The sequence below is a fragment of the Burkholderia aenigmatica genome (genome assembly GCF_048627025.1).
Classification (GTDB): domain Bacteria; phylum Pseudomonadota; class Gammaproteobacteria; order Burkholderiales; family Burkholderiaceae; genus Burkholderia; species Burkholderia aenigmatica.
Window position 1 is genome coordinate 928,864 of record NZ_CP184469.1, and the last position, 20,581, is coordinate 949,444.

Sequence of the window (20,581 nt, forward strand, 5' to 3'; positions counted from 1 at the left end):
GCCCGCGCCACGGCGAGGGCGGACGTGCAGAGACAGATTTGTGGGACTTGTGACATGACTCCTTTCGATACGAGCCTCGTACCCGACGGCAACATCCTGATCGGCGGCGAATGGCGGCGCGGCCGTGGTGCGCCTTACGCGAGCATCTATCCGGCCGACCAGTCGCTGAACATGGAAGTGTCGACCGCGAACGCGGAAGACGCGGCCGAAGCTGTCGTCGCCGCCGATGCCGCGTGGCGCCGCGCCGACTGGGCCGGGCTGAAGCCGCACCTGCGTGCGCAGGTGCTGTACCGCATCGCCGACCTGATCATGCAGCGCCACGAGGCGCTCGCGAACCTGCAGCGCCGCGACAACGGCAAGCCGATCAGCGAGACGCGCGTGCTGGTGGCCAGCGCCGCGAACACGTTCCGCTATTTCGCGGCGTGCCTCGAAACGCTCGACGAGGAACTGACGCCGTCGCGCGGCGATTACCTAACGATGAGCGTGTACGAGCCGATTGGCGTGATCGCGGCGATCACGCCGTGGAATTCGCCGATCGCGTCCGATGCGCAGAAGCTTGCGCCGGCACTGGCGGGCGGCAACGCGGTCGTGCTCAAGCCGGCCGAAGTCACGCCGCTCGTGTCGCTCGCGCTGGCTCGCATCTGCGAGGAAGCCGGCGTGCCGAAGGGCGTGCTGAGCGTGTTGCCGGGCAAGGGCTCGGTGATCGGCGACGTGCTCGTGCGTCATCCGCTCGTGAAGAAGGTGTCGTTCACCGGCGGCACCGAAGTGGGCCGCGGCATCGCGCGCATCGCGGCCGAAAAGCTGATGCCCGTGTCGCTCGAACTCGGCGGCAAGTCGCCGACCATCGTCTGCGACGACGCCGATCTCGATCACGCGGTCAACGGCGTGCTGTATGGCATTTTCAGCTCGTCGGGCGAAGCGTGCATCGCGGGTTCGCGGCTGTTCGTGCAGCGCGCGGTGTACGACGAATTCATGAAGCGTCTCGTCGCGGGCGCACGCAAGCTGCGCGTGGGCGACCCGACGCGTCCCGACACGCAGATGGGGCCGCTGATCACCGCGAAGCATCGCGAATCGGTGGAGCGCTACGTCGCGCTCGGTCTCGAAGAAGGCGGCCGCCTGCTGTGCGGCGGCGAACGGCCGTCGGGCGACGGGCGCGAGGACGGCTTCTTCTATCAGCCGACGATTCTCGAAGGCCTGCCGAACAGCGCACGCATCTGCCAGGAAGAGATCTTCGGGCCCGTGCTCGTCGCGATGCCGTTCGACGACGAAGTGTCGCTGATCGCACAGGCGAACGACAGCGTGTTCGGCCTGGCGGCCGGCATCTGGACGCGCGACTACAAGCGCGCGTGGCGCATCGCGCGTGCGCTGGAGACGGGCACCGTCTGGATCAACACGTACAAGCTGTTCTCGATTTCCACGCCGTTCTCGGGCTGGAAGGAGAGCGGGATGGGGCGCGAGAAGGGCCGCCTCGGCATCCGCGAGTACATGCAGCAAAAGAGCCTCTACTGGGGCTTGAACGACGCGCCGCTGCCGTGGGCGAACTGAGCGAAGGGGAATGACGCAATGAGCATTTTGGGAATCGAGCAGATCACGTATGGCGTTGACGACCTCGCGACCTGCCGGCGCTTTTTCGCCGACTGGGGGATGAAGGAAGTCTCGCACGACGACGCGCGCGCACGCTTCGAGACGCTGAACGGCTGCACCGTGCTGGCCGTCAAGGCCGACGATCCGGCGCTGCCGCCGGCGTTCGAAGCGGGCCCGACGCTGCGTGAAGTCACGTGGGGCGTCGCGACGCAGCAGGAACTCGACGCGCTGCGCACGAAACTGGCCGGCCAGCCCGGCTATTACGCGCAGGACGATGCGGTCGGCTGCATCGACCCGAACGGGATGGCGATCCGCATCGAAGTCACGCGCAAGCGTGAACTCGACATCACGGGCTCGCCGTCGAACGTGTGGGGCCAGACGCTGCGCGTCGACCAGCCGAGCCCGATCTATGCGCGCGCGGAGCCGGTCGAGGTCGGGCACGTGGTGTTCTTCACGAACTGCCTCGACGCACAGGAAAAGTTCTATCACGAGCTGCTGGGCTTCGAGACGTCCGACCGTTATCCGGGCCGCGGCGCGTTCATGCGCTGCGCGCCGCACGGCGGCCACCACGACCTGTTCCTGCTCGCGCTGCCGAACGGCAAGCGTGGCCTGAACCACGTCGCATTCACCGTGCGCGACATCCACGAAGTGTTCGGCGGCGGCATGCACATCGACCGCTGCGGCTGGGAAACGCAACTCGGCCCGGGCCGTCACCCGGTGTCGTCCGCGTACTTCTGGTACTTCCAGAACCCGGCCGGCGGCCTGATCGAGTACTACGCGGACGAAGACATGCTGACGCCCGAGTGGCAGCCGCGCGAATTCGAGCCGGGCCCGACCGTGTTCGCGGAATGGGCCGTCGACGGCGGCCTCGACGGCAACACGCGCCGGCAGAAGAACGCGAAGGCGCCGGAAGGCAAGTTCATGACGGAGCGGAAATCATGAGCGAAGGGAACGAACAGGCGCAAGCCGCGCCCGGCACGGTCGTCGTGATCGGCGGCGGCCAGGCCGCCGGCTGGGTATTGAAGACGCTGCGCGCGGAAGGCTTTGCCGGCCGTCTCGTGATGATCGCGGACGAGCCGCATCTGCCGTACGAGCGTCCGCCGCTGTCGAAGGCCGTGCTGGCCGGCGACGCCGACATCGACACCGTGCGCGTCGTGCGTCCCGACGAATTCGACGCACTGAACGTCGAAGCCTGGCAGCCGGAACGCGCCGCATCGATCGACCGTGCACGCCGCGTCGTAAAAACTGAAAGCGGTCGCGAGATCGAATACGACCGCCTCGTGATCGCGACCGGCGGCACGTCGCGCCGCCTGCCGGACGCGCTCGTGAAGACGCCGAACCTGCATTACCTGCGCACGCTCGACGAAGCGGCCGCGCTTGGCGAGAAGCTGCGTGCGAGCCAGCGCGTGCTCGTGATCGGCGGCGGCTGGATCGGCCTCGAAGTCGCGGCGACCGCGCGCAAGCTCGGCGTCGAGGCGGTCGTGGTCGAAGGCGCGCCGCGGCTGTGCGGCCGCTCGGTGCCGCAGATCGTGTCGGATTTCCTGCTCGACCTGCATCGCGCGAACGGCGTCGACGTGCGGCTCGGCGCGGCGCTCGCGTCGCTCGACGCGCAGCCCGACGACGCGTCGAAAGTACGCGCGACGCTCGCCGACGGCACGACGATCGACGCCGATTTCGCGGTGGCCGGCATCGGCCTCGCGCTGAACGCGTCGCTCGCGAGCGACGCGGGGCTGGCGATCGACGACGGCATCGTCGTCGACGAATTCGGCGCGACCAGCGACCCGGCGATCTTCGCGTGCGGCGACGTCGCGAACCATCACAACGGCTGGCTGAAGCGGCGCGTGCGGCTCGAATCGTGGGCCAACGCACAGAACCAGGCGATCGCGGCGGCGAAGGCCGTGCTCGGCGTGCGTGCCCCGTACGCGGAGATCCCGTGGTTCTGGTCCGATCAGTACGACGTGAACCTGCAGATCCTCGGCGATCTGCCGGCCGATGCGCAGCTCGTCGTGCGCGGCGAGCTTGCCGCGCGACGCGCGACGCTGTTTTTCGTGGGCGAAGGACATGTGAGAGGTGTCATCGCCGTCAACAACGCACGTGAGTTGAAGCTCGCGCGCAAGTGGATGAACCAGGGCCGGGCAGTGGATACGGAAGCCCTGGCAGACACGAGCAAGACACTGGCCTGACCGGGCGACGAGACACAGGAGACACCCCGCATGAGCACTTTCGACAACGTCGTGGCCGGTCGCGCCACGATGGAAGCTGCCGCCTCCACGCCCGGCGCGATCATCGCGCGGCTCGAGCGGCTTCCGGCCAACGCGATGCAGATCCGCGCGCGCGTGCTGATCGGCGCCGCGACGTTCTTCGACGGCTTCGACGTGATCACGATCGCGGCGACGCTGCCGCTGCTGATCCACAAATGGGGGCTGTCGCCGACGCAGATCGGCCTGCTGATCGCATCCGGCGCGATCGGCCAGCTGATCGGCGCCTTCCTGTTTCCGGCGCTGGCGGAGAAGCACGGCCGCGTGAAGGCGATCGCGTGGAGCTCGGCCGTGATCGGCATCACCAGCATCGCGTGCGGCTTCGCGCCGACCTTCGAGATCTTCGTGCTGCTGCGGATCCTGCAGGGCCTGGGCCTGGGCGGCGAGCTGCCGGTCGCCGCGACGTACATCAACGAGATCACGCGCGCACACGGCCGCGGCCGCTTCGTGCTGCTGTACGAGATCGTGTTCCCGATCGGCCTGCTCGTGTCGATGGCGCTCGGCGCGTGGCTCGTGCCGCGTTTCGGCTGGGAAATCATGTACTTCGTCGGCGGGCTGCCGCTGATCCTGTCGCTCGTGCTCACGCGTATCGTGCCGGAGTCGCCGCGCTGGCTCGCGTCGCGCGGGCGCCTGGCCGAAGCAGGGCGCGCGGTCGGCGCGTTCGAAGCGTCGGTGCGCGGCGAGCTGCCGCCGGTCACGCAGGCGGCCGCGTTCGACGAGATGGTGCGCCAGCATCCGAAGCGCAAGATGAGCGACCTGTTCAGCGCCGCGTATCGCAAGCGCACGCTCGCGGTGGCGACGTTGTGGGCGACCTGCGGGTTCATCCAGTACGGGCTGTCGACGTGGCTGCCGACGATCTACAAGAACTTCTATCACGCACCGCTGCAGCTCGCGCTGAACCTCGCGGTGATCGGCTCGGTGATGGGCGTGCTCGGGTCGCTGGCGTCCGCGCTGCTCGTCGACAAGCTCGGCCGCAAGCCGGTGATCGTGTGGTCGTTCGTGCTGTGCGCGCTGTCGCTGGCGTTCGCGGGCGTCTATCACGCGTCGTCGGTGTATGTCGTCTCGATCTTCTGCTCGCTGTCGCTCGGGTTGATGGCCTCGGGGTTCATCACCGCGTACGTCTATACGCCTGAGCAGTATCCGACGAGCATCCGCGCGTCGGGCTGCGGGCTCGGCAGCGCGTGGCTGAAGATCGCGTCGTTCGTCGCGCCGATGGTGGTGCCGCACGCGATCATCGGCGGCAACCTCGCGCCGGCGTTCTACCTGATCGGCATCGTGCCGCTGATCGCGGCGGTGACCGTGCACTTCGTCGGGATCGAGACGAAGGGGAAGGTGCTCGAAGCGCTTGAAGCGTAAGCGCGGCTGGCGGTATCGGCTGCAGTGAAGAGGCCCGGGCGATGTCCGGGCCTTTTTGTTTGGCGGCGATCGGGTTGCTGCTGTGCGGCGGAGCGTGCGAACGCGCGAGAAGGCCGATTTGCGGCTTGCGTGTTCTAATTCACGATCCCGTTTTTCGACCGACTGCCGCCATGCCTCTGTTCGAACCCGTCACGCTGGATACCTCCCGCCTCGTCCTGCGACCGCTACGCGACGCCGATGCGCACACCTTCTTCGAGATCTGGTCGGATGCGGAAGCGATGCGCTATTTCTCGTTCTCGCCGATGACGCACATCGAACAGGCGATCGAACGTGTCGCGCGCAACGTGAAGAATGCCGCGGGCGGGCAGGACCTGATCTGCGTGCTCGAACTGCGGGAAACCGGCGAAGCGCTCGGCGAATGCGTGCTGTTCCATGCGAACGAGCAATGCCGGCGCGCCGAGATCGGCTTCAGCCTGCGGCGCAAGTACTGGAGCGGCGGTTACATGCGCGAGGCGGCATCGGCCGTGATCGATCACGCGTTCGGCACGTTGCGGCTGAACCGGCTCGAAGCCGATATCGATCCGCGCAACGCCGCATCGGCGCGGCTGCTCGAACGGCTCGGCTTTGCGCGGGAAGGGTTACTGCGCGAACGCTGGATCGTCGGGGACGAAGTATCGGACAGCGCGCTGTACGGGTTGCTGGCGAGCGACCGGCGCGCGTGATGCGTGACGTGTGATGCGGCCGGGCCGGCGATGGCCCGGTGGTATCAATCCCAGCGGCTGTCTTCCATGTCGGCTTCCACGTCGGCGGTGCCGCCGAATCCCAGCTGCTCGAGCTGCGCGTAGTAGCGCGTGTAGTCGAATTCGCCGTCCTCTTCCCACGGTTCGAGATCCCAGATCACGTCGGCCATCCACGGAATCCAGCGCGGCGGAGGCGGCCATTTCAGGAAGTAGGTCACGCGCTCGGGCTCGTGCCACGCGTGCTGTTCCCACCATTCCTGAAACACCATCATGAACGTTTCGCCGCCGCCCATGCGCCACCGCATGCTGTACGGATGCGAATCGGCCGCGATGATCCACGGCGGCGGAACCGCACCGTACTGCGCGAGGTAGTCGGCCACGCTTCGTCTGTACCAGTCTGCGTCTGCGTACTGCCCCATCTGATCTCCTTCTGCTGTCTGCCGCGTATTCCCTTCGCACGCTCACGGTTTCGCGAGCCAGCCCTCGACCTGTTCTTTCCCGCGCAGCGCCACGACCCAGCGGGTGGGCAACGCGTGCTCGCCGTACAGCGCGCCGGCGAGGCTGCCGGCGATGGCTGCCGTCGTATCCGTGTCGTTGCCGAGTGCGATCGCGCGCTTCACGCAGTCTTCGTAGCTGCCCGTCGACAGCAGGCAATGGATCGACGACCAGAAGCTGTCGACCACGTAACCGGATCCTTGCGGCGCATCGAAGCGGCCATCGAGCACGATCTTCAGTTCGCTCTCGTCGGCGGTGCCCGCGTAGCGCGCCAGCAGCTCGTCTTCGGCCGCGCGCACCGCATCGGGCGCGGGCTGGCCTTCGACGATGCCCCATGCCGTCAGGCCATAGAGCGCACAGCACAGTTGCGAGCGCACGTGGCCGTGCGTGACGACGCTCTGCTTGCACGCGAGCCGGATCGCTTCGTCGCGCGATGCGGCGACCATGACCACCGGAAAGCAGCGCATCAGCGAACCGTTGCCGTTGTCACGCTCGCCGTTCGGGCCGGCAACGGCTGGCGCCGCGCCGGCCGCCAGCGCGTGGAATGCACGCTGCGTCTGCAGGCCGACGTCGAACACGCGGCCGTCGGGCGTGAAGGCGCCGCGATGAAACCAGTCCTGCAGGTTGCGCGCGAACGTGTCGAGATTCAGGTCGCGGTTGTCCGACAGCGCGTCGAGCAGCGCGAGCGCCTGCGCGCCGTCGTCGCTCCAGGTGCCGGGCGGCACGCCGGTGTGGGCGCGCGCAAAGCCGGGCGGCGGCGTCATGTCGATCGCGGCGGGCGGCGGAATCGACTCGGCGTCGTGGAATTCATACGGCACGCCCAGCGCGTCGCCGATCAGCAGGCCCAGCAGGCCGCCGCGCAGGCGGGATCGTCGGTTCGGAGTGGTGGTCATCGGACAGGGATCGGGTTGGCGGCTCGCGCCGCGGAATACCGTGCAGCCTAGACCAATCGTGCGCGCGTACCTAGCCGATGCCATGCCGCCGGTGCGAACGAATGCCGCATGGCCCGTGTGTGCCGGTGAACTAGAGTCGAACGGTAGCGGATGAAACGACACCGGGAAGACACGATCATGGCCAAGAAATTTCCGCTGCATCCCATGCATCCGGAGCGGATCTGCTGGGGATGCGACAACTACTGCCCGACACACGCGATGCGTTGCGGCAATGGCTCCAGCCGTACGCAGCACCCGAGCGAGCTGCTCGGTGACGACTGGTATCGATACGGCGACTGGGGCATCGAAGGCGCGGATGCCGACAACGCACATGAACCCGCGACCGAAGCCGGCGGGCAGTCATAGCGACAAGTTGCCTCACCTGCGCGCATCCGGTTTCTTGATCTGCATCACGGTTGCGAAACGCGTGCCGAAACATCATGAAAAAAGATGCATAAGACACGCATCTTGAAGCGGGCGGGATGCCCGGCAGCCAGGAACCCGTGTTCCGCTGTCGCTCGCGCCGACCCGCGCCCCCATGATCGAGAAAGGAGAGCACCGTGTTTTGCTATCAATGCGAACAGACTGACCGGACCGGCACGCGGCCCGGCTGTGCATCGGCGAAAGGCAACTGCGGCAAGGATGCAACGACGGCGGACCTGCAGGACCTGCTGGTCCATGCAGTGAAGGGCATTGCGCAATACGGCGCGATCGCGCGTGCGATGGGCGCACCGGATCGCGATGCCGACCGGTTCGTGTTGTATGCGATGTTCACGACGCTGACCAACGTGAACTTCCATGCGGCCCGTTTCGTCGCACTGTTGCGCGAAGCGGCGCAGATGCGCGACCGCGTGAAGGCCGCATGTGATGCGAGCGCGCGGGCGGCGGGCACGGTCGTCCCGGCGCAGCACGGGCCGGCGATGTGGCAGCCGGCGGACGATCTGGCCGGGCTGCTGGAGCAGGCCAAGAGCGTCGGCGTGGACCACGGGCTCGACAAGGTGGGCGCGGACATCGTCGGCCTGCGCGCGCTGGTGCTGTACGGGCTGAAGGGCGTGTGCGCGTACGCGCATCATGCGCGGGTGCTCGGCTACGAGCGCGACGACATCTACGAGGGGATCGAAGCGGCGCTCGCGTTTCTCGCGCGCGACCCCGACGACGTCAACGCGCTGCTCGCGCAGGCACTCGACCTCGGCCGGTTGAACCTGACGGTCATGGAACTGCTCGACAGCGCGAACACCGGCCGTTTCGGCGCGCAGCAACCGACGGCCGTGCGCGTGTCGCCGGTGGCGGGCAAGGCGATCCTCGTGTCGGGCCACGATCTCGGCGATCTGCACGCGCTGCTCGAACAGACGGCCGGCACCGGCATCCAGGTGTACACGCACGGCGAGATGCTGCCGGCTCATGCGTATCCGGTGCTGAAGGCGTTTCCGCATCTGGCCGGCAACTACGGCGGCGCATGGCAGGATCAGCAGAGCGACTTCGCGCATTTCCCGGGGCCGATCCTGATGACGTCCAACTGCATCATCGAACCGATGCCGCAATACCGGCAGCGGATCTTCACGACGGGGCCGGTCGGCTGGCCGGGCGTGCGCCATCTCGAGCATCACGATTTCTCGACGCTGATTCGCGCCGCGCAGGCGCTGCCCGGGTTCCCGGCCACGGCGCCGGAGGAGACGATCACGGTCGGCTTCGGCCGGCATGCGGTGCTCGGTGTCGCGGACAAGGTCATCGACGCGGTCAAGGCCGGACAGATCCGCCATTTCTTCCTGATCGGCGGCTGCGACGGCGCGGCGCCGGGCCGCAACTACTACACCGAGTTCGCGGAGCAGGCGCCCGACGATACGGTCGTGATGACGCTCGGCTGCAACAAGTACCGGTTCAACCGGCACGCGTTCGGCGATATCGGCGGCATTCCGCGCCTGCTCGACCTCGGGCAGTGCAACGACAGCTACTCGGCGATCCGGATCGCGACGGCGCTCGCCGATGCGTTCGAATGCGGCGTGAACGACCTGCCGCTGTCGCTCGTGATCTCGTGGTTCGAGCAAAAGGCGGCGGCCGTGCTGCTGACGCTGCTCGCGCTCGGCCTGCGCAACATCCGCCTCGGGCCGACGCTGCCGGCCTTCGTGACGCCGGGCGTGCTGGCGGTGCTGGTCGAGCAGTTCGGCATCCAGCCGATCGGCGACGCCGGTACCGACCTGGCCGCGTCGCTGGCGCGCCAGGCCGCTTGAGCGGGATCGTTTGATGACTTATCGCATCGAGATCACGACACGCGACGGCGAGCGCTTCGGCTTCGGCTGCGACGCCGGGCAGGATCTGCTGTCGGCAGCGGCCGAGGCCGATATCACGCTGCCGTCGCAATGCCGGCGCGGAAGCTGCGGCGCGTGCCAGGCGACCGTCGTCGACGGCGCGTACGAGACGTCGACCGACAGTGCCGGCGTGCTGCCGGCCGGCCAGCGCGGCGCGGTCCTGCTGTGCCGGACCCGGCCGCGCGGCGATCTGCGGGTCGCCGCGCCGTACGACCGCACCAAGGTGCTGCTGCATCCGGTGCCCGTGCGCACCGCGCGGATCGCGGCGCTCGAGACGATCGCGGCCGACACGATGCGCGTCGAGCTGCAGGTCGAGCCCGACGACGCGTTCGGCTTGGCCGCGGAATTCGAGCCGGGCCAGTTCGCGGAACTCGAGGTGCCGGGCAGCGGTGTGCGCCGCCCGTATTCGCTCGCGAACACGAGCAACTGGGACGGCCGCCTCGAGTTCCTGATCCGGCTGCGGCCGGGCGGCTGGTTTTCGACCTACCTGCGCGAGCGGGCGCGGCCGGGCGATCCGCTGACCGTGCGCGTGCCGATGGGTGGCTTCGGGCTGTTCGCGGACAGCCTGCGGCCGCGCTGGTTCGTCGCGGGCGGCACCGGGCTCGCGCCGATCCTGTCGATGCTGCGGCGCATGGCTGAATTTCAGGAGATGGTCGACGCGCGGCTGTTCTTCGGCGTCAATCAGGAAAGCGAACTGTTCATGCTGGATGAACTCGCTCGATTGCAAGCCGACCTGCCGCAGTTGCGCGTCGAACTGTGCGTCTGGCGGCCGGGCGGGGAGTGGGCCGGGTCGAGTGGCACGCCGGTCGATGCGTTGCGCGCGGCGCTCGCGCAGGGCGGCGCGCCACCGGACATCTACGTGTGCGGACCGCCCCCGCTCGTGCAGGCGGTACGGGACGTGGCGATGACGGCCGGCGTGCCCGATGCGCAGTTCGCGAGCGAGCGTTTCACCGTGTGATGCTTGTATCCGGCACCGATGGTGCGCCGCGGGTATTGCGGCGCCAGCGGAAGGCTGCCTCGCCCGTTGTGCAACGTGCCAGCGCGGCCTGCTGGTCCGTTGCCGCGAAGCCGTCGCACGGCGTCGCCGCACATTCGTCCGGAGGGCGCGCGCGTCGCTGGCGGTATGCTTGCGCCCGGGACCGGCGTCGGTGACGGACGACGGACGACGGAGCGCAATCCGCGCGGCCGACGACACGGCGGCGGCATCGGGGCATGGAGTCACGACATGGAGCAGGTGGTGGTGACGCGCGTCGCGCCATATTCAACCGACAGCGAGTGCGCGGCGGTGACGTTACGGTGCGGCGAACACGCGATCACGGTGTTCTCGTTCGGAGGCGACGCGCGCGTCGACGACATCGTGCGAACGCCGGTGTCGGCAGTCGACTGCGAGGTCCGGGCGGCCTGTCTCGACGATTGGCCCGACGACGCAAGACGTGCGGCCAGCCGGCAATGGATCGGGAAAACCGGGAACCCGTACGGCTACCGCGGATGCGGGTGGGTCATCGATCGGGAGCAGGGGTTGATCGACGTGGTCGGCTTCACGCTCGACGTGGGCGAGTTGCCATGCGACGGCGCGGTCGAATTCGAGTGCCTGCGGCTCGATCTCTGACCGGGCAGGCGACTGGCGGGCTTGCCGGATTGCCGGCACGAACTTACCCTTGGTCGACATCCCGGCCCCGAACAGGATCACGACCATGCAAGCCCACCCTCTGCGTCTTTCTCCCGGCGACGACCTGCGCGCGTCGATCGAGCACGCATTGCGTCAGCACGACGCGCACGCGGCATTCGTGATCCAGGGCATCGGCAGCCTGAGCGTCGCGCAGTTGCGCTTTGCCGGGGCCGACGTGCCGACCGAACTGCGCGGCGACCTCGAAATCCTGACGCTGGCCGGCTCGGTATCGCCGGACGGCGCGCACCTGCACATGTCCGTTTCCGATGTGGTCGGCCGCGTGTCGGGCGGCCATGTGGCCAGCGGCTGCGTGGTGCGCACGACCGCCGAGATCCTGCTTGCCGTGCTGCCCGCGCATCGCTTTGCGCGCGAACCCGACCCGCACACCGGCTTCAACGAACTGGTGATCCGCCGCCAGCCGGGCGGCGAGGGCGCGTGACGGTCGCGAAGCGGCGTTAGAATCGCCGGTCATTCGACGCTTTTTTCGCCATTCACCGTTCCGCGAGGCCGCCATCCATGGATGATTCCGACATCGAACAAAAGGCGTGGGATATCGTCCGCACCTGGCTCGAGGGCGCGACGCCCGAGCAATGGCACCGCTTCGCCGCGCGTTCCAATTACGACGGTAACAGCCGCGCGCTGCGCTGGCTGCTCGACAACCGCAACATCGATCGCGCCACCGCGCTGCTGATCTACTGGAGTCTCGGTGCCGCGTGGTTCGTGCAGTACGCGAACGAAAGCGACCTGGGCAACGCGTCGTATCAACTGGACCGGTTCCGGCTGGTGCGTGAAATCGAGCAGCGTTATGCCGACGGCTATTACGCCGATCACGGGATCTGGTTCGATCCGCATGACTACGAAGGCGCGAGCCCGAACGACTATCCCGATCTCCCGGTCGCGCGACCGGTGCCCGCGCTGATGCTGCAGCCGACCGACGGCCGCGAGTATGTCGATCTCGACGAGGCGGAGGGGTACGACGAAGGCTTGCCGTTCGACGTGGTCGAGCGGCTTTACGCGCTTCACGAGTGACCGGGCCGGCGCTCCCCTCCGGCGCCGGATAAAAAAATGGCGCCGCGGGCATTCAGCCTGCGACGCCATGGCGTGGTGTGCTGCGACGTCTACCGCCCGTCGCAGCCCGCTCCGCGTGCTTACAGCTGCACGGTGTCGGCCACTTCCTTGAAGTCTTCGATCTGGTCGAAGTTCATGTACTTGTAGATCTTGTCGCCGTTCGCGCTGAGTACGCCCATGTCGGCCATGTACTCTTCCTTGGTCGGGATCTTGCCCAGACGCGAGCAGATCGCCGCCAGTTCCGCCGAGCCGAGGTACACGTTCGTGTTCTTGCCCAGGCGGTTCGGGAAGTTGCGGGTCGACGTCGACATGACCGTCGCGCCTTCGCGCACCTGTGCCTGGTTACCCATGCACAGCGAGCAGCCCGGCATTTCGGTACGCGCACCAGCCGTGCCGAATACGCCGTAGTGGCCTTCTTCGGTCAGCTGCTTCTGGTCCATCTTGGTCGGCGGCGCGACCCACAGCTTGACCGGGATGTCGCGCTTGCCTTCGAGCAGCTTCGACGCGGCACGGAAGTGACCGATGTTGGTCATGCACGAGCCGATGAACACTTCGTCGATCTTCGCGCCGGCGACGTCCGACAGCGTCTTCACGTCGTCCGGATCGTTCGGGCAGGCGACGATCGGCTCGTGGATGTCGGCGAGGTCGATCTCGATGACGGCCGCGTACTCGGCGTCGGCATCCGGCGACAGCAGTTGCGGGTCGGCCAGCCACTGTTCCATCGCCTCGATACGGCGCTGCAGGCTGCGCGGATCCTGGTAGCCCTGCGCGATCATCCACTTCAGCAGCGTGATGTTGCTGTTGAGGTATTCGATGATCGGTTCCTTGTTCAGGTGCACCGAGCAACCGGCTGCCGAACGCTCTGCCGACGCATCCGACAGCTCGAACGCTTGCTCGACCTTCAGGTCGGGCAGGCCTTCGATTTCGAGGATACGGCCCGAGAAGATGTTCTTCTTGCCTTGCTTGGCGACCGTCAGCATGCCTTGCTTGATCGCGTACAGCGGGATCGCGTTGACGAGGTCACGCAGCGTGACGCCCGGCTGCATCTTGCCCTTGAAGCGGACCAGCACCGATTCCGGCATGTCCAGCGGCATCGTGCCGGTGGCGGCCGCGAATGCGACCAGGCCCGAACCTGCCGGGAAGCTGATGCCGATCGGGAAGCGGGTGTGCGAATCGCCGCCGGTGCCGACGGTGTCGGGCAGCAGCATGCGGTTCAGCCACGAGTGAATCACGCCGTCGCCCGGGCGCAGCGCGATACCGCCACGCGTGCTGATGAAGTTCGGCAGCGTCTGGTGCGTCTTCACGTCGACCGGCTTCGGATAAGCGGCGGTGTGGCAGAACGACTGCATCACGAGATCGGCCGAGAAGCCGAGGCACGCGAGATCCTTCAGTTCGTCGCGGGTCATCGGGCCCGTGGTGTCCTGCGAGCCGACCGAGGTCATCTTCGGTTCGCAGTACGTGCCCGGGCGCACGCCCTGGCCTTCCGGCAGACCGCAGGCGCGGCCGACCATCTTCTGCGCGAGCGAGAAACCCTTGCCGCTGTCGGCCGGCTGGTGCGGCAGGCGGAACAGCGTCGACGGCGCGAGGCCGAGCGCTTCACGTGCCTTCGCGGTCAGGCCGCGGCCGATGATCAGCGGAATGCGGCCGCCGGCGCGCACTTCGTCGAACAGCACGTCGGACTTGACCTGGAATTCGGCGATGACGTTGCCGTCCTTCAGCGCCTTGCCTTCGTACGGGCGCAGTTCGACCACGTCGCCCATTTCCATCTGCGACACGTCGAGTTCGATCGGCAGTGCGCCGGCGTCTTCCATCGTGTTGTAGAAGATCGGGGCGATCTTGCCGCCGAGGCACACGCCGCCGAAGCGCTTGTTCGGCACGAACGGGATGTCTTCACCCGTGAACCACAGCACCGAGTTGGTTGCCGACTTGCGCGAGGAGCCGGTGCCGACCACGTCGCCCACGTAGGCGACCAGGTGACCCTTTTCCTTCAGCGATTCGATGAACTTGACCGGGCCGCGCTTGCCGTCTTCTTCCGGCGTGATGCCCGGGCGGGTGTTCTTCAGCATCGCGAGCGCGTGCATCGGGATGTCCGGGCGGGTGGTGGCGTCCGGGGCCGGCGACAGGTCGTCGGTGTTGGTTTCGCCCGTCACCTTGAACACGGTGATGGTCAGGCTTTGCGGCACTTCCGGACGGCTCGTGAACCATTCGGCGTCGGCCCAGCTCTGCAGCACGGCCTTCGCGTGCGCGTTGCCCTTGTCGGCGAGTTCCTTGACGTCATGGAACTGGTCGAACATCAGCAGGGTTTTCTTCAGTGCGTCGGCGGCCACGGCAGCGACGGCTTCATCGGACAGCAGCTCGATCAGCGGCTGGATGTTGTAGCCGCCCAGCATCGTGCCGAGCAGTTCGGTCGCGCGTTCGCGCGAGATCAGCGGGCAGACGGTCTCACCCTTGGCGACGGCGGCCAGGAAGCCGGCCTTCACGCGGGCGGCTTCGTCGACGCCGGCAGGCACGCGATGGGTGATCAGGTCGAGCAGCGTCTGCTCTTCGCCGGCGGGCGGGTTCGTCAGCAGTTCCACCAGTTCGGCGGTCTGCTGAGCCGTCAGCGGCAGGGGAGGAATACCGAGCGCGGCGCGGGCGGCCACGTGAGCACGAAAGTTTTCAAGCATGGGGAGACCTGCTGATATTGCGTTTGAGGGGAAGGCCTTGCCGGCACTCCGGGGCTGTTCCAGGCACTGCTTTGAGCGGGATTCTAATCTCAATGCTCTGTAACGTCAAATGTCTTATGTCTTATATAAGAGTTGAGATCCGCGGCACGGGAAAGCCCGATGGGACAGGGGGTTGGGTTTTTCGGACGTGTTTCGCGAGCTTGCCTGGGCGTAAACGCGGGCGAGGGATTCGGGGTGGTGCCGACCGTCGCCGGGACGTGCGCGGGCGGCGGGGCCGGGTGGCCAACTGCGATCCGGGATCGTCCGTTCGCGCCAGGCTGCTCCCGTCGGATCAGGCATGCCGTCATGCGGAACAGGCGCGGGCTATTCGGGACGGCCGGCGAGGGGCGCGACCGGTAACGAAGTCCCGGGAGCCCGGTTGCCGGGGCCGTGGCGCACATATCTGCACAAGCACGCAAGGAAACGGTACACACATGCCGCTTTCGCGCGCCTACGCTCCATTTCGCGCGACTTTCAATCAGGTTTCAAAAGCCGAGGCGAGCAGCGGTGCGTGCTGATCGCCCCGTCCTGAACGGCCGCGCGTCCCTCAGTCCTTTCGATCAACAGCATGCGATACAGAGAATCGGTTTTCGTGGTGGTGTCGCTCGTCGCTTCGTCGGTCGTGCAGGCGGCCGCGGCCGGCGACGAAACGCGCGGCTCCGCCAGCCGTCCCGTCGCGCTGGTCTATCGCGGCCCGGCCGCCTGCGATGGTTGCCCCGAAACGATTGCGAAGCGCCTGCGGGAATCGGAACACAAGTTCCGCGTGATCTATGTCGGGCCGGCGGAAAAACTCAAGATCACGCCCGCAGCCCTGGCGGGCGCCGCGCTGTATGTCCAGCCCGGCGGCGGGCAGGACATCCCGGGCGCGGCGGCCAGCATCGGGAAGCGCTCGATCGAGGCCGTGCGGCAATACGTGTCGAACGGCGGGCGCTATCTGGGCATCTGCATGGGCGCCTACCTGGCGGGTGCTCCGGGTTTCGGGCTGGTCGACGGCGAGATCGACACCGAAGTCGACCGGCCGCGCTCGACGCTCCACGGTATCGCGGACACGGTGACGCCGGTGGTATGGCGCGGGAAAAGGCGCTGGATCTACTTCCAGGACGGCGCGATGCTTCCGGCCGCTCCCGGCGCGGTCGTGCTGGCGACCTATCCGAACCGCGATATCGCGGCCGCGACCTATCGCTACGGCAAAGGCCGCGTCGGGCTCGTCGGCCCGCATCCCGAAGCGGACGAAAGCTGGTACGGCGAGTACGGTCTAAAGAATCCGGACGGCATTCAGCCGGACATGGCTTACGACCTGATCAATGCGACGATGAAGCCATAACGGTGCGTGCTATTTCCGTTTGGCGCGATACGCGTCGAGATTTTTCCGCGCCTGCGCGCGGATCGCGCGTTGCACGAAAGGCGTCCAGCCGAGCAGCGCGCCTTTCAGTCCCAGCGCCTGACGCGCCCAGCGCCACAGGTCGAAGCTGTCGCGATGCTCGACGATGAGTCCGTCGCGAAACCGGAACCGCGCGTCGATCCGGTTGACCACCATCCGGCCGGTCGCGGTGAACCGGTAGTGGGCGATCCACTCGGCCCGCCCGGCCTGTTGATCCGCGTCGACGTCGCCGAACGTCAAGGAAAAGTCCTGCGCCCGCGCGACCAGCATGCGCCACATGTCGCGTGCGAGGTCGCCGCGCAACTCGCCGAAGGCGGGATCGCTGAAGACGACGTCATCGGCATAGCAGGCGAGCATGGCGTCGATGTCGCGCTGCTGGAACGCCGTGTAGAAGCGCTGGATCAACTCGGTGTGCGGATGGTTCATCTCTGGATGGGGTGTTGCTGCGGATGAAGCGGAGCCGCGACGCGGCGGCCGGAATTCCGCCGGTCAATCGACGGGGGCGTGCTGGACGGCAAGGATCCGCCGATCGAGCCGACGTCGACGCGTTCGCCCCGCGACAATGCCGGTCACGTGTAGGCGTTCGGCGGCACCGCCGTCCGGGCCGTGACATGCGTCGCGACTTCGGTCGAACAAAGCGGGAAGGGATGCGGGCGCACGTGGCGCCGGTTCAGCCGTCGTGACCCAGGTGCGACCAGCGTGTCAACCGACGTACGTCAGCGGTTCGCCAGCGCGACGTCCTGGTTGCCGCGCCCCGTCACCAGGCAGCCCGACATGAATGCCTCGCTCTGGCTGCCGGCGGCCGCTTCGCCGAAGCCGCGGCCGAGCGCGTCGATCTTCACCTGCGCGGCGCCCTGTTCGCACGCAAGCGGGCTGGTGTCGCGGCCCTGCGCATGCAGGATCGCGCGATCGCCAATGAGATACGCCAGCAGCGCGAAAACAGCGATATGTACGGCTCGTCTCATGGTTCGTCTCCTCGTCGCTCAAGCGTAACGCGGACCGGTTCGACGAAGCACTTGGGGGTTCCCCCGGTAAACGTCTGCTGAAACGGGGGAAGCGCGGTGATCTTGTCCCGTTTTTCGTGCTTTGCGTGCGGAAGGAGGGCGCGGCTTCAACGCCGCTGGCAGGCGAAGCCGGACGTGCGGCGCGGCATTCGCGCGACGGTTTTCAGCGCGACAGGCACGCGATTCGCGCGAGTTTGACGAATGTCAGGGTACGGGCGGGACGGGGCGGTCGCGCGGCCGTTCAAAGCGATAGCATGAATGCATGATTTGACGGAACGCGATCGCGGACGAACGCATCGGTTCCGGCAAGCAGGTGCGTGTTGAATGTCGCTATCGAAATAGTGAGGAATCCAAATGCTTAACGTCTCTTCTGTCCTGATCAGCCTCGCCCCGATGTGGGCCATTCTGCTCGTTGCATCGTCGGCAGCTGCCTATTTCGTGTTCTGGCGCAAGGTCATCGATTGAGCGCTGCGTGAAGGCCGGTGCGCGTGCGGGCGGCAACGCGCACATGTGTCGCACGGCTCGTTCGTCCGTCGCGGGTGCTGGCCTGTGGCCCGTCAGCGAACGCCCGTCGACGCGTCGCCGCGCGTCATCGCCGTCATTGCACGGCGGTTACCGGCACATTCGAAATCCGCACCAGCTGGCTCATCACGCTGCGGCGGAACACCGACATCAGCGCATGCAACGGGTCGTGACGCGGCGCGACGACCACGATCTCGTCGCATCCTGTCTCCGCTGCCACGGCCGCGATCGTATCGGCTACCGGGCCCACCTTCATCACGACGCTGTACTTGACGCCGGCTTCCTGCAGGATCCGCTCGGCCATGGCCAGATCGTCGGACGCGAACTTCTCCTCGATCGAACGCAACCGCGACAGCGGATGGTAGGCCTCGAGCCGCGTCGATTCGAGCGGTGCCTGAACGTTGATCAGGACGATCTCCGACGCGCAACGTTCGCGATACAGGAAGGTCGCATGGCGAACCGCCTGAAGCGATCGTGGAGAGTGGCCGACCGGAACCAGCAGCTTGAGCATGAATATTGTCCAGGGAACGAGATGATTCCAGCGTAGCGCGCCGCCGGGCCGAACAATCTAAAGAGAGCGGGCGAGCGCGTAAAAATGTCGTTAACGCGCGCGGCCTCGTGCCGCACCTAATAGAAATATAAGAAATTTAAGTTTATGCGCATAAACGATTTCATCGGCGGGGCCGGTGTGCGCGACGCGTGGCCCGCCGCCCCGATTCAGTCGAAACCGCAATGAATCGCGGCGGAAAATATCGGAGGTTGCCGATCCGGCGTCGCGTAGAGTAGTGCATCGGCCGCGGCGCGGCCGCTCCCGGCCGGTTCGGGAGCGACCGCCGCCACGCGGCCCGCCATTCCATTCCGATTCCAGGAGACTCCGCATGCCGCACGGCGCCCCGCAGCTTCTCGCTCCCGCTTCCATCCCCGTCGATCCGATCGTGCGCCTGTCGGCGGGCGAGCTCGCGTCGGCGATCCGCGGCAAGGCCGTGTCGTGCGTCGAGACGATGCGCGCGTATCTCGATCACGTCGAGCGCGTGAACGGCGCGGTCAACGCGATCGTCGCGCTGCGCGATCGCGACGCGCTGCTCGCCGAAGCCGCGGAGAAGGATGCCGCGCTGGCGCGCGGCGAGTACCACGGCTGGATGCACGGGATGCCGCAGGCGCCGAAGGATCTGGCGATGACGAAGGGGCTGCGGACGACCTACGGCTCGCCGATCTTCCGCGAAAACGTGCCGCAGGCCGATTCCGTGGGCGTCGCGCGGATGCGCGCGGCCGGCGCGATCTTCATCGGCAAGACCAACACGCCCGAGTTCGGGCTCGGCTCGCACACGTTCAACGAAGTCTACGGCGCGACGCGCAACCCGTATGACCTGACGAAGAGCGCGGGCGGCAGCAGCGGCGGCACGGCGGCGGCGCTCGCGTCGCGAATGTTGCCGGTGGCGGACGGCAGCGATTTCGGCGGTTCGCTGCGCAATCCGGCCGCGTTCTGCAACATCTACGGCTTCCGCCCGTCGCAGGGCCGCGTGCCGCGCTGGCCGGGCGTCGACGTGTTCGTGCAGCAGCTCGGCATCGAAGGGCCGATGGGCCGTACGGTCGGCGACGTCGCGCAGCTGCTCGCGATCCAGGCCGGCTACGACCGCAACGATCCGCTGTCGCTTGCGGAGGATCCGGCCGTGTTCGCCCAGCCGCTCGACACCGACCTGCGCGGCAAGCGCATCGCATGGGTCGGCGACTGGAACGGCTATCTCGCGACCGAGGCTGGCGTGCTCGCGTTGTGCGAACAGGGGCTGGCGACGCTGCGCGAGATCGGCTGCGACGTCGATGCCGCGCTGCCGGCGTTCGCGCCCGACCGGATCTGGCGCCTGTGGCTCACGCACCGGCACCTGCTGTCCGGCGGCGGCCTGCTGGCGCACTATCGCGACCCGGCGCGCCGTGCGCTGCTGAAGCCCGAGGCGATCTACGAGGTCGAAGGGCTGCTCGCGATGCAGGGTGCGGCCGTGTTCGACGCGAGCGTCGAGCGCACCGCGTGGCATCAGGCCGTGCTGAGCTTCTTCGACCGCTACGACTTCATCGCGGCGCCGACCGCGCAGGTGTTCCCGTTCGACGTCGACCAGCGCTGGCCGAAGGAGATCGCGGGCCGCGCGATGGATACCTACCACCGCTGGATGGAAACGGTCGTGCCGTGGACGCTGGCCGGCTGCCCGGTGATCAGCGTGCCGGTCGGCTTCAACGACGCGGGGCTGCCGATGGGGATGCAGCTGATCGGGCGTCCGCGCGCCGATCTCGCGGTGTTGCAGCTTGCGCGTGGCTATGAGCAGGCGGCTGATTTGGTCGGCGGACGGTTGCCGGGGTGGATGGCTGCGTAACGCTGCGCTGGCCGATAGCCGAAGCCGAAGCCGAAGCCGAAGCCGAAGCCGAAGCCGAAGCCGAAGCCGAAGCCGAAGCCGAAGCCGAAGCCGATGGGCGCATGGCAGATCGAGAAGCGGGCGGCGACAAGCCGCCCGTTTTGCTTTGATTCCCGAACGTGTTGTTCGACGGCGCGGGTCACGCCAGGCACGGGCACG

General features: G+C 67.3%; 20 protein-coding genes. 13 read left to right on the forward strand and 7 right to left on the reverse strand.

The features are described from left to right. The first annotated feature begins 54 nt into the window (after positions 1–54). The 5 genes from ACN8ZM_RS21275 (at position 55) to ACN8ZM_RS21295 (ending at position 5,920) form a co-directional block, all read left to right on the forward strand. Entirely contained in the window at positions 55–1,545 is a 1,491-nt protein-coding gene (locus ACN8ZM_RS21275) for an aldehyde dehydrogenase (RefSeq protein ID WP_420212283.1), read from the forward strand. An 18-nt stretch (positions 1,546–1,563) separates the two neighbouring features. Further along, positions 1,564–2,526 carry a VOC family protein gene (locus ACN8ZM_RS21280; protein WP_089452525.1) on the forward strand — a complete coding sequence of 321 codons (963 nt, stop codon included), beginning with the start codon at positions 1,564–1,566 and terminating at the stop codon, positions 2,524–2,526. After that, complete coding sequence (locus ACN8ZM_RS21285; protein WP_089452526.1) at positions 2,523–3,767, forward strand: NAD(P)/FAD-dependent oxidoreductase; 1,245 nt, start codon at positions 2,523–2,525, stop codon at positions 3,765–3,767. The genes ACN8ZM_RS21280 and ACN8ZM_RS21285 overlap by 4 nt, the downstream gene beginning before the upstream one ends. A 30-nt stretch (positions 3,768–3,797) precedes the next feature. Further along, positions 3,798–5,198, forward strand: a complete 1,401-nt coding sequence (locus tag ACN8ZM_RS21290; RefSeq protein ID WP_420212284.1) for an MFS transporter — start codon at positions 3,798–3,800, stop codon at positions 5,196–5,198. Between the two features lie 170 nt (positions 5,199–5,368). Beyond that, a complete protein-coding gene (locus ACN8ZM_RS21295) occupies positions 5,369–5,920 on the forward strand; it encodes a GNAT family N-acetyltransferase (RefSeq protein ID WP_420212285.1) in 552 nt (183 codons plus the stop codon). A gap of 44 nt (positions 5,921–5,964) precedes the next feature. On the opposite strand, the gene ACN8ZM_RS21300 is transcribed toward ACN8ZM_RS21295, so the two are convergent. Both ACN8ZM_RS21300 and ACN8ZM_RS21305 read right to left on the reverse strand, forming a co-directional pair. Then, entirely contained in the window at positions 5,965–6,357 is a 393-nt protein-coding gene (locus ACN8ZM_RS21300) for a hypothetical protein (RefSeq protein ID WP_420212286.1), read from the reverse strand. A gap of 42 nt (positions 6,358–6,399) precedes the next feature. Further along, positions 6,400–7,326 (reverse strand): ADP-ribosylglycohydrolase family protein, encoded by a 927-nt coding sequence (locus ACN8ZM_RS21305; RefSeq protein WP_420212287.1) that lies wholly within the window; start codon positions 7,324–7,326, stop codon positions 6,400–6,402. A 177-nt stretch (positions 7,327–7,503) separates the two neighbouring features. Here ACN8ZM_RS21305 and ACN8ZM_RS21310 point away from each other — a divergent pair, with 177 nt between their 5' ends. The 6 genes from ACN8ZM_RS21310 (at position 7,504) to ACN8ZM_RS21335 (ending at position 12,369) form a co-directional block, all read left to right on the forward strand. Then, a complete protein-coding gene (locus ACN8ZM_RS21310; RefSeq protein WP_420212288.1) occupies positions 7,504–7,731 on the forward strand; it encodes a DUF3079 domain-containing protein in 228 nt (75 codons plus the stop codon). A 194-nt stretch (positions 7,732–7,925) separates the two neighbouring features. Then, on the forward strand, positions 7,926–9,593 hold the full coding sequence (gene hcp / locus ACN8ZM_RS21315) for a hydroxylamine reductase (RefSeq protein WP_043177310.1): 1,668 nt from the start codon (positions 7,926–7,928) through the stop codon (positions 9,591–9,593). A gap of 13 nt (positions 9,594–9,606) precedes the next feature. Further along, a complete protein-coding gene (locus ACN8ZM_RS21320; RefSeq protein WP_420212289.1) occupies positions 9,607–10,629 on the forward strand; it encodes an FAD-binding oxidoreductase in 1,023 nt (340 codons plus the stop codon). A gap of 267 nt (positions 10,630–10,896) precedes the next feature. Further along, complete coding sequence (locus ACN8ZM_RS21325) at positions 10,897–11,280, forward strand: hypothetical protein (RefSeq protein ID WP_420212290.1); 384 nt, start codon at positions 10,897–10,899, stop codon at positions 11,278–11,280. An 85-nt stretch (positions 11,281–11,365) separates the two neighbouring features. Further along, a complete protein-coding gene (locus ACN8ZM_RS21330) occupies positions 11,366–11,779 on the forward strand; it encodes a PPC domain-containing DNA-binding protein (RefSeq protein WP_043177304.1) in 414 nt (137 codons plus the stop codon). Positions 11,780–11,856: 77 nt separating this feature from the next. Further along, positions 11,857–12,369: a DUF4274 domain-containing protein gene (locus ACN8ZM_RS21335; protein WP_420212291.1), complete on the forward strand. Its 513-nt coding sequence runs from the start codon at positions 11,857–11,859 to the stop codon at positions 12,367–12,369. Between the two features lie 119 nt (positions 12,370–12,488). Here the strand turns inward: ACN8ZM_RS21335 and acnB are convergent, their stop codons facing one another. After that, entirely contained in the window at positions 12,489–15,074 is a 2,586-nt protein-coding gene (gene acnB / locus ACN8ZM_RS21340; RefSeq protein ID WP_043177301.1) for a bifunctional aconitate hydratase 2/2-methylisocitrate dehydratase, read from the reverse strand. Positions 15,075–15,681: 607 nt separating this feature from the next. On the opposite strand from acnB, the gene ACN8ZM_RS21345 reads away from it, so the two are divergent. Beyond that, on the forward strand, positions 15,682–16,437 hold the full coding sequence (locus tag ACN8ZM_RS21345; RefSeq protein ID WP_420212292.1) for a BPL-N domain-containing protein: 756 nt from the start codon (positions 15,682–15,684) through the stop codon (positions 16,435–16,437). Between the two features lie 9 nt (positions 16,438–16,446). On the opposite strand, the gene ACN8ZM_RS21350 is transcribed toward ACN8ZM_RS21345, so the two are convergent. The 3 genes from ACN8ZM_RS21350 to ACN8ZM_RS21360 all read right to left on the reverse strand — a co-directional run bounded on the left by ACN8ZM_RS21350 (position 16,447) and on the right by ACN8ZM_RS21360 (position 18,531). After that, positions 16,447–16,920 (reverse strand): nuclear transport factor 2 family protein, encoded by a 474-nt coding sequence (locus ACN8ZM_RS21350; protein ID WP_043177296.1) that lies wholly within the window; start codon positions 16,918–16,920, stop codon positions 16,447–16,449. 290 nt (positions 16,921–17,210) lie between these two features. After that, positions 17,211–17,459, reverse strand: coding sequence for an adhesin (locus tag ACN8ZM_RS21355; RefSeq protein WP_420212293.1), 249 nt, complete (start codon positions 17,457–17,459; stop codon positions 17,211–17,213). A 637-nt stretch (positions 17,460–18,096) separates the two neighbouring features. Further along, positions 18,097–18,531, reverse strand: coding sequence for a universal stress protein (locus tag ACN8ZM_RS21360; RefSeq protein WP_043177291.1), 435 nt, complete (start codon positions 18,529–18,531; stop codon positions 18,097–18,099). 367 nt (positions 18,532–18,898) lie between these two features. Between ACN8ZM_RS21360 and ACN8ZM_RS21365 the strand changes: the two genes are divergently transcribed. Next, positions 18,899–20,383, forward strand: a complete 1,485-nt coding sequence (locus ACN8ZM_RS21365; protein WP_043177289.1) for an amidase — start codon at positions 18,899–18,901, stop codon at positions 20,381–20,383. On the opposite strand, the gene ACN8ZM_RS21370 is transcribed toward ACN8ZM_RS21365, so the two are convergent. Further along, the gene (locus ACN8ZM_RS21370) at positions 20,326–20,565 is read right to left on the reverse strand and encodes a hypothetical protein (RefSeq protein ID WP_420212294.1); all 240 of its coding nucleotides are present in this window, start codon (positions 20,563–20,565) and stop codon (positions 20,326–20,328) included. The genes ACN8ZM_RS21365 and ACN8ZM_RS21370 overlap by 58 nt on opposite strands. Positions 20,566–20,581 lie beyond the last annotated feature (16 nt).

Coding starts and splice junctions, on each gene's coding strand:
- ACN8ZM_RS21275 (WP_420212283.1), top strand. CDS start 55: ATGACTCCTTTCGATACGAGCCTCGTACCCGACGGCAACATCCTGATC.
- ACN8ZM_RS21280 (WP_089452525.1), top strand. CDS start 1,564: ATGAGCATTTTGGGAATCGAGCAGATCACGTATGGCGTTGACGACCTC.
- ACN8ZM_RS21285 (WP_089452526.1), top strand. CDS start 2,523: ATGAGCGAAGGGAACGAACAGGCGCAAGCCGCGCCCGGCACGGTCGTC.
- ACN8ZM_RS21290 (WP_420212284.1), top strand. CDS start 3,798: ATGAGCACTTTCGACAACGTCGTGGCCGGTCGCGCCACGATGGAAGCT.
- ACN8ZM_RS21295 (WP_420212285.1), top strand. CDS start 5,369: ATGCCTCTGTTCGAACCCGTCACGCTGGATACCTCCCGCCTCGTCCTG.
- ACN8ZM_RS21300 (WP_420212286.1), bottom strand. CDS start 6,357: ATGGGGCAGTACGCAGACGCAGACTGGTACAGACGAAGCGTGGCCGAC.
- ACN8ZM_RS21305 (WP_420212287.1), bottom strand. CDS start 7,326: ATGACCACCACTCCGAACCGACGATCCCGCCTGCGCGGCGGCCTGCTG.
- ACN8ZM_RS21310 (WP_420212288.1), top strand. CDS start 7,504: ATGGCCAAGAAATTTCCGCTGCATCCCATGCATCCGGAGCGGATCTGC.
- ACN8ZM_RS21320 (WP_420212289.1), top strand. CDS start 9,607: ATGACTTATCGCATCGAGATCACGACACGCGACGGCGAGCGCTTCGGC.
- ACN8ZM_RS21325 (WP_420212290.1), top strand. CDS start 10,897: ATGGAGCAGGTGGTGGTGACGCGCGTCGCGCCATATTCAACCGACAGC.
- ACN8ZM_RS21330 (WP_043177304.1), top strand. CDS start 11,366: ATGCAAGCCCACCCTCTGCGTCTTTCTCCCGGCGACGACCTGCGCGCG.
- ACN8ZM_RS21335 (WP_420212291.1), top strand. CDS start 11,857: ATGGATGATTCCGACATCGAACAAAAGGCGTGGGATATCGTCCGCACC.
- acnB (WP_043177301.1), bottom strand. CDS start 15,074: ATGCTTGAAAACTTTCGTGCTCACGTGGCCGCCCGCGCCGCGCTCGGT.
- ACN8ZM_RS21345 (WP_420212292.1), top strand. CDS start 15,682: ATGCGATACAGAGAATCGGTTTTCGTGGTGGTGTCGCTCGTCGCTTCG.
- ACN8ZM_RS21350 (WP_043177296.1), bottom strand. CDS start 16,920: ATGAACCATCCGCACACCGAGTTGATCCAGCGCTTCTACACGGCGTTC.
- ACN8ZM_RS21355 (WP_420212293.1), bottom strand. CDS start 17,459: ATGAGACGAGCCGTACATATCGCTGTTTTCGCGCTGCTGGCGTATCTC.
- ACN8ZM_RS21360 (WP_043177291.1), bottom strand. CDS start 18,531: ATGCTCAAGCTGCTGGTTCCGGTCGGCCACTCTCCACGATCGCTTCAG.
- ACN8ZM_RS21365 (WP_043177289.1), top strand. CDS start 18,899: ATGCCGCACGGCGCCCCGCAGCTTCTCGCTCCCGCTTCCATCCCCGTC.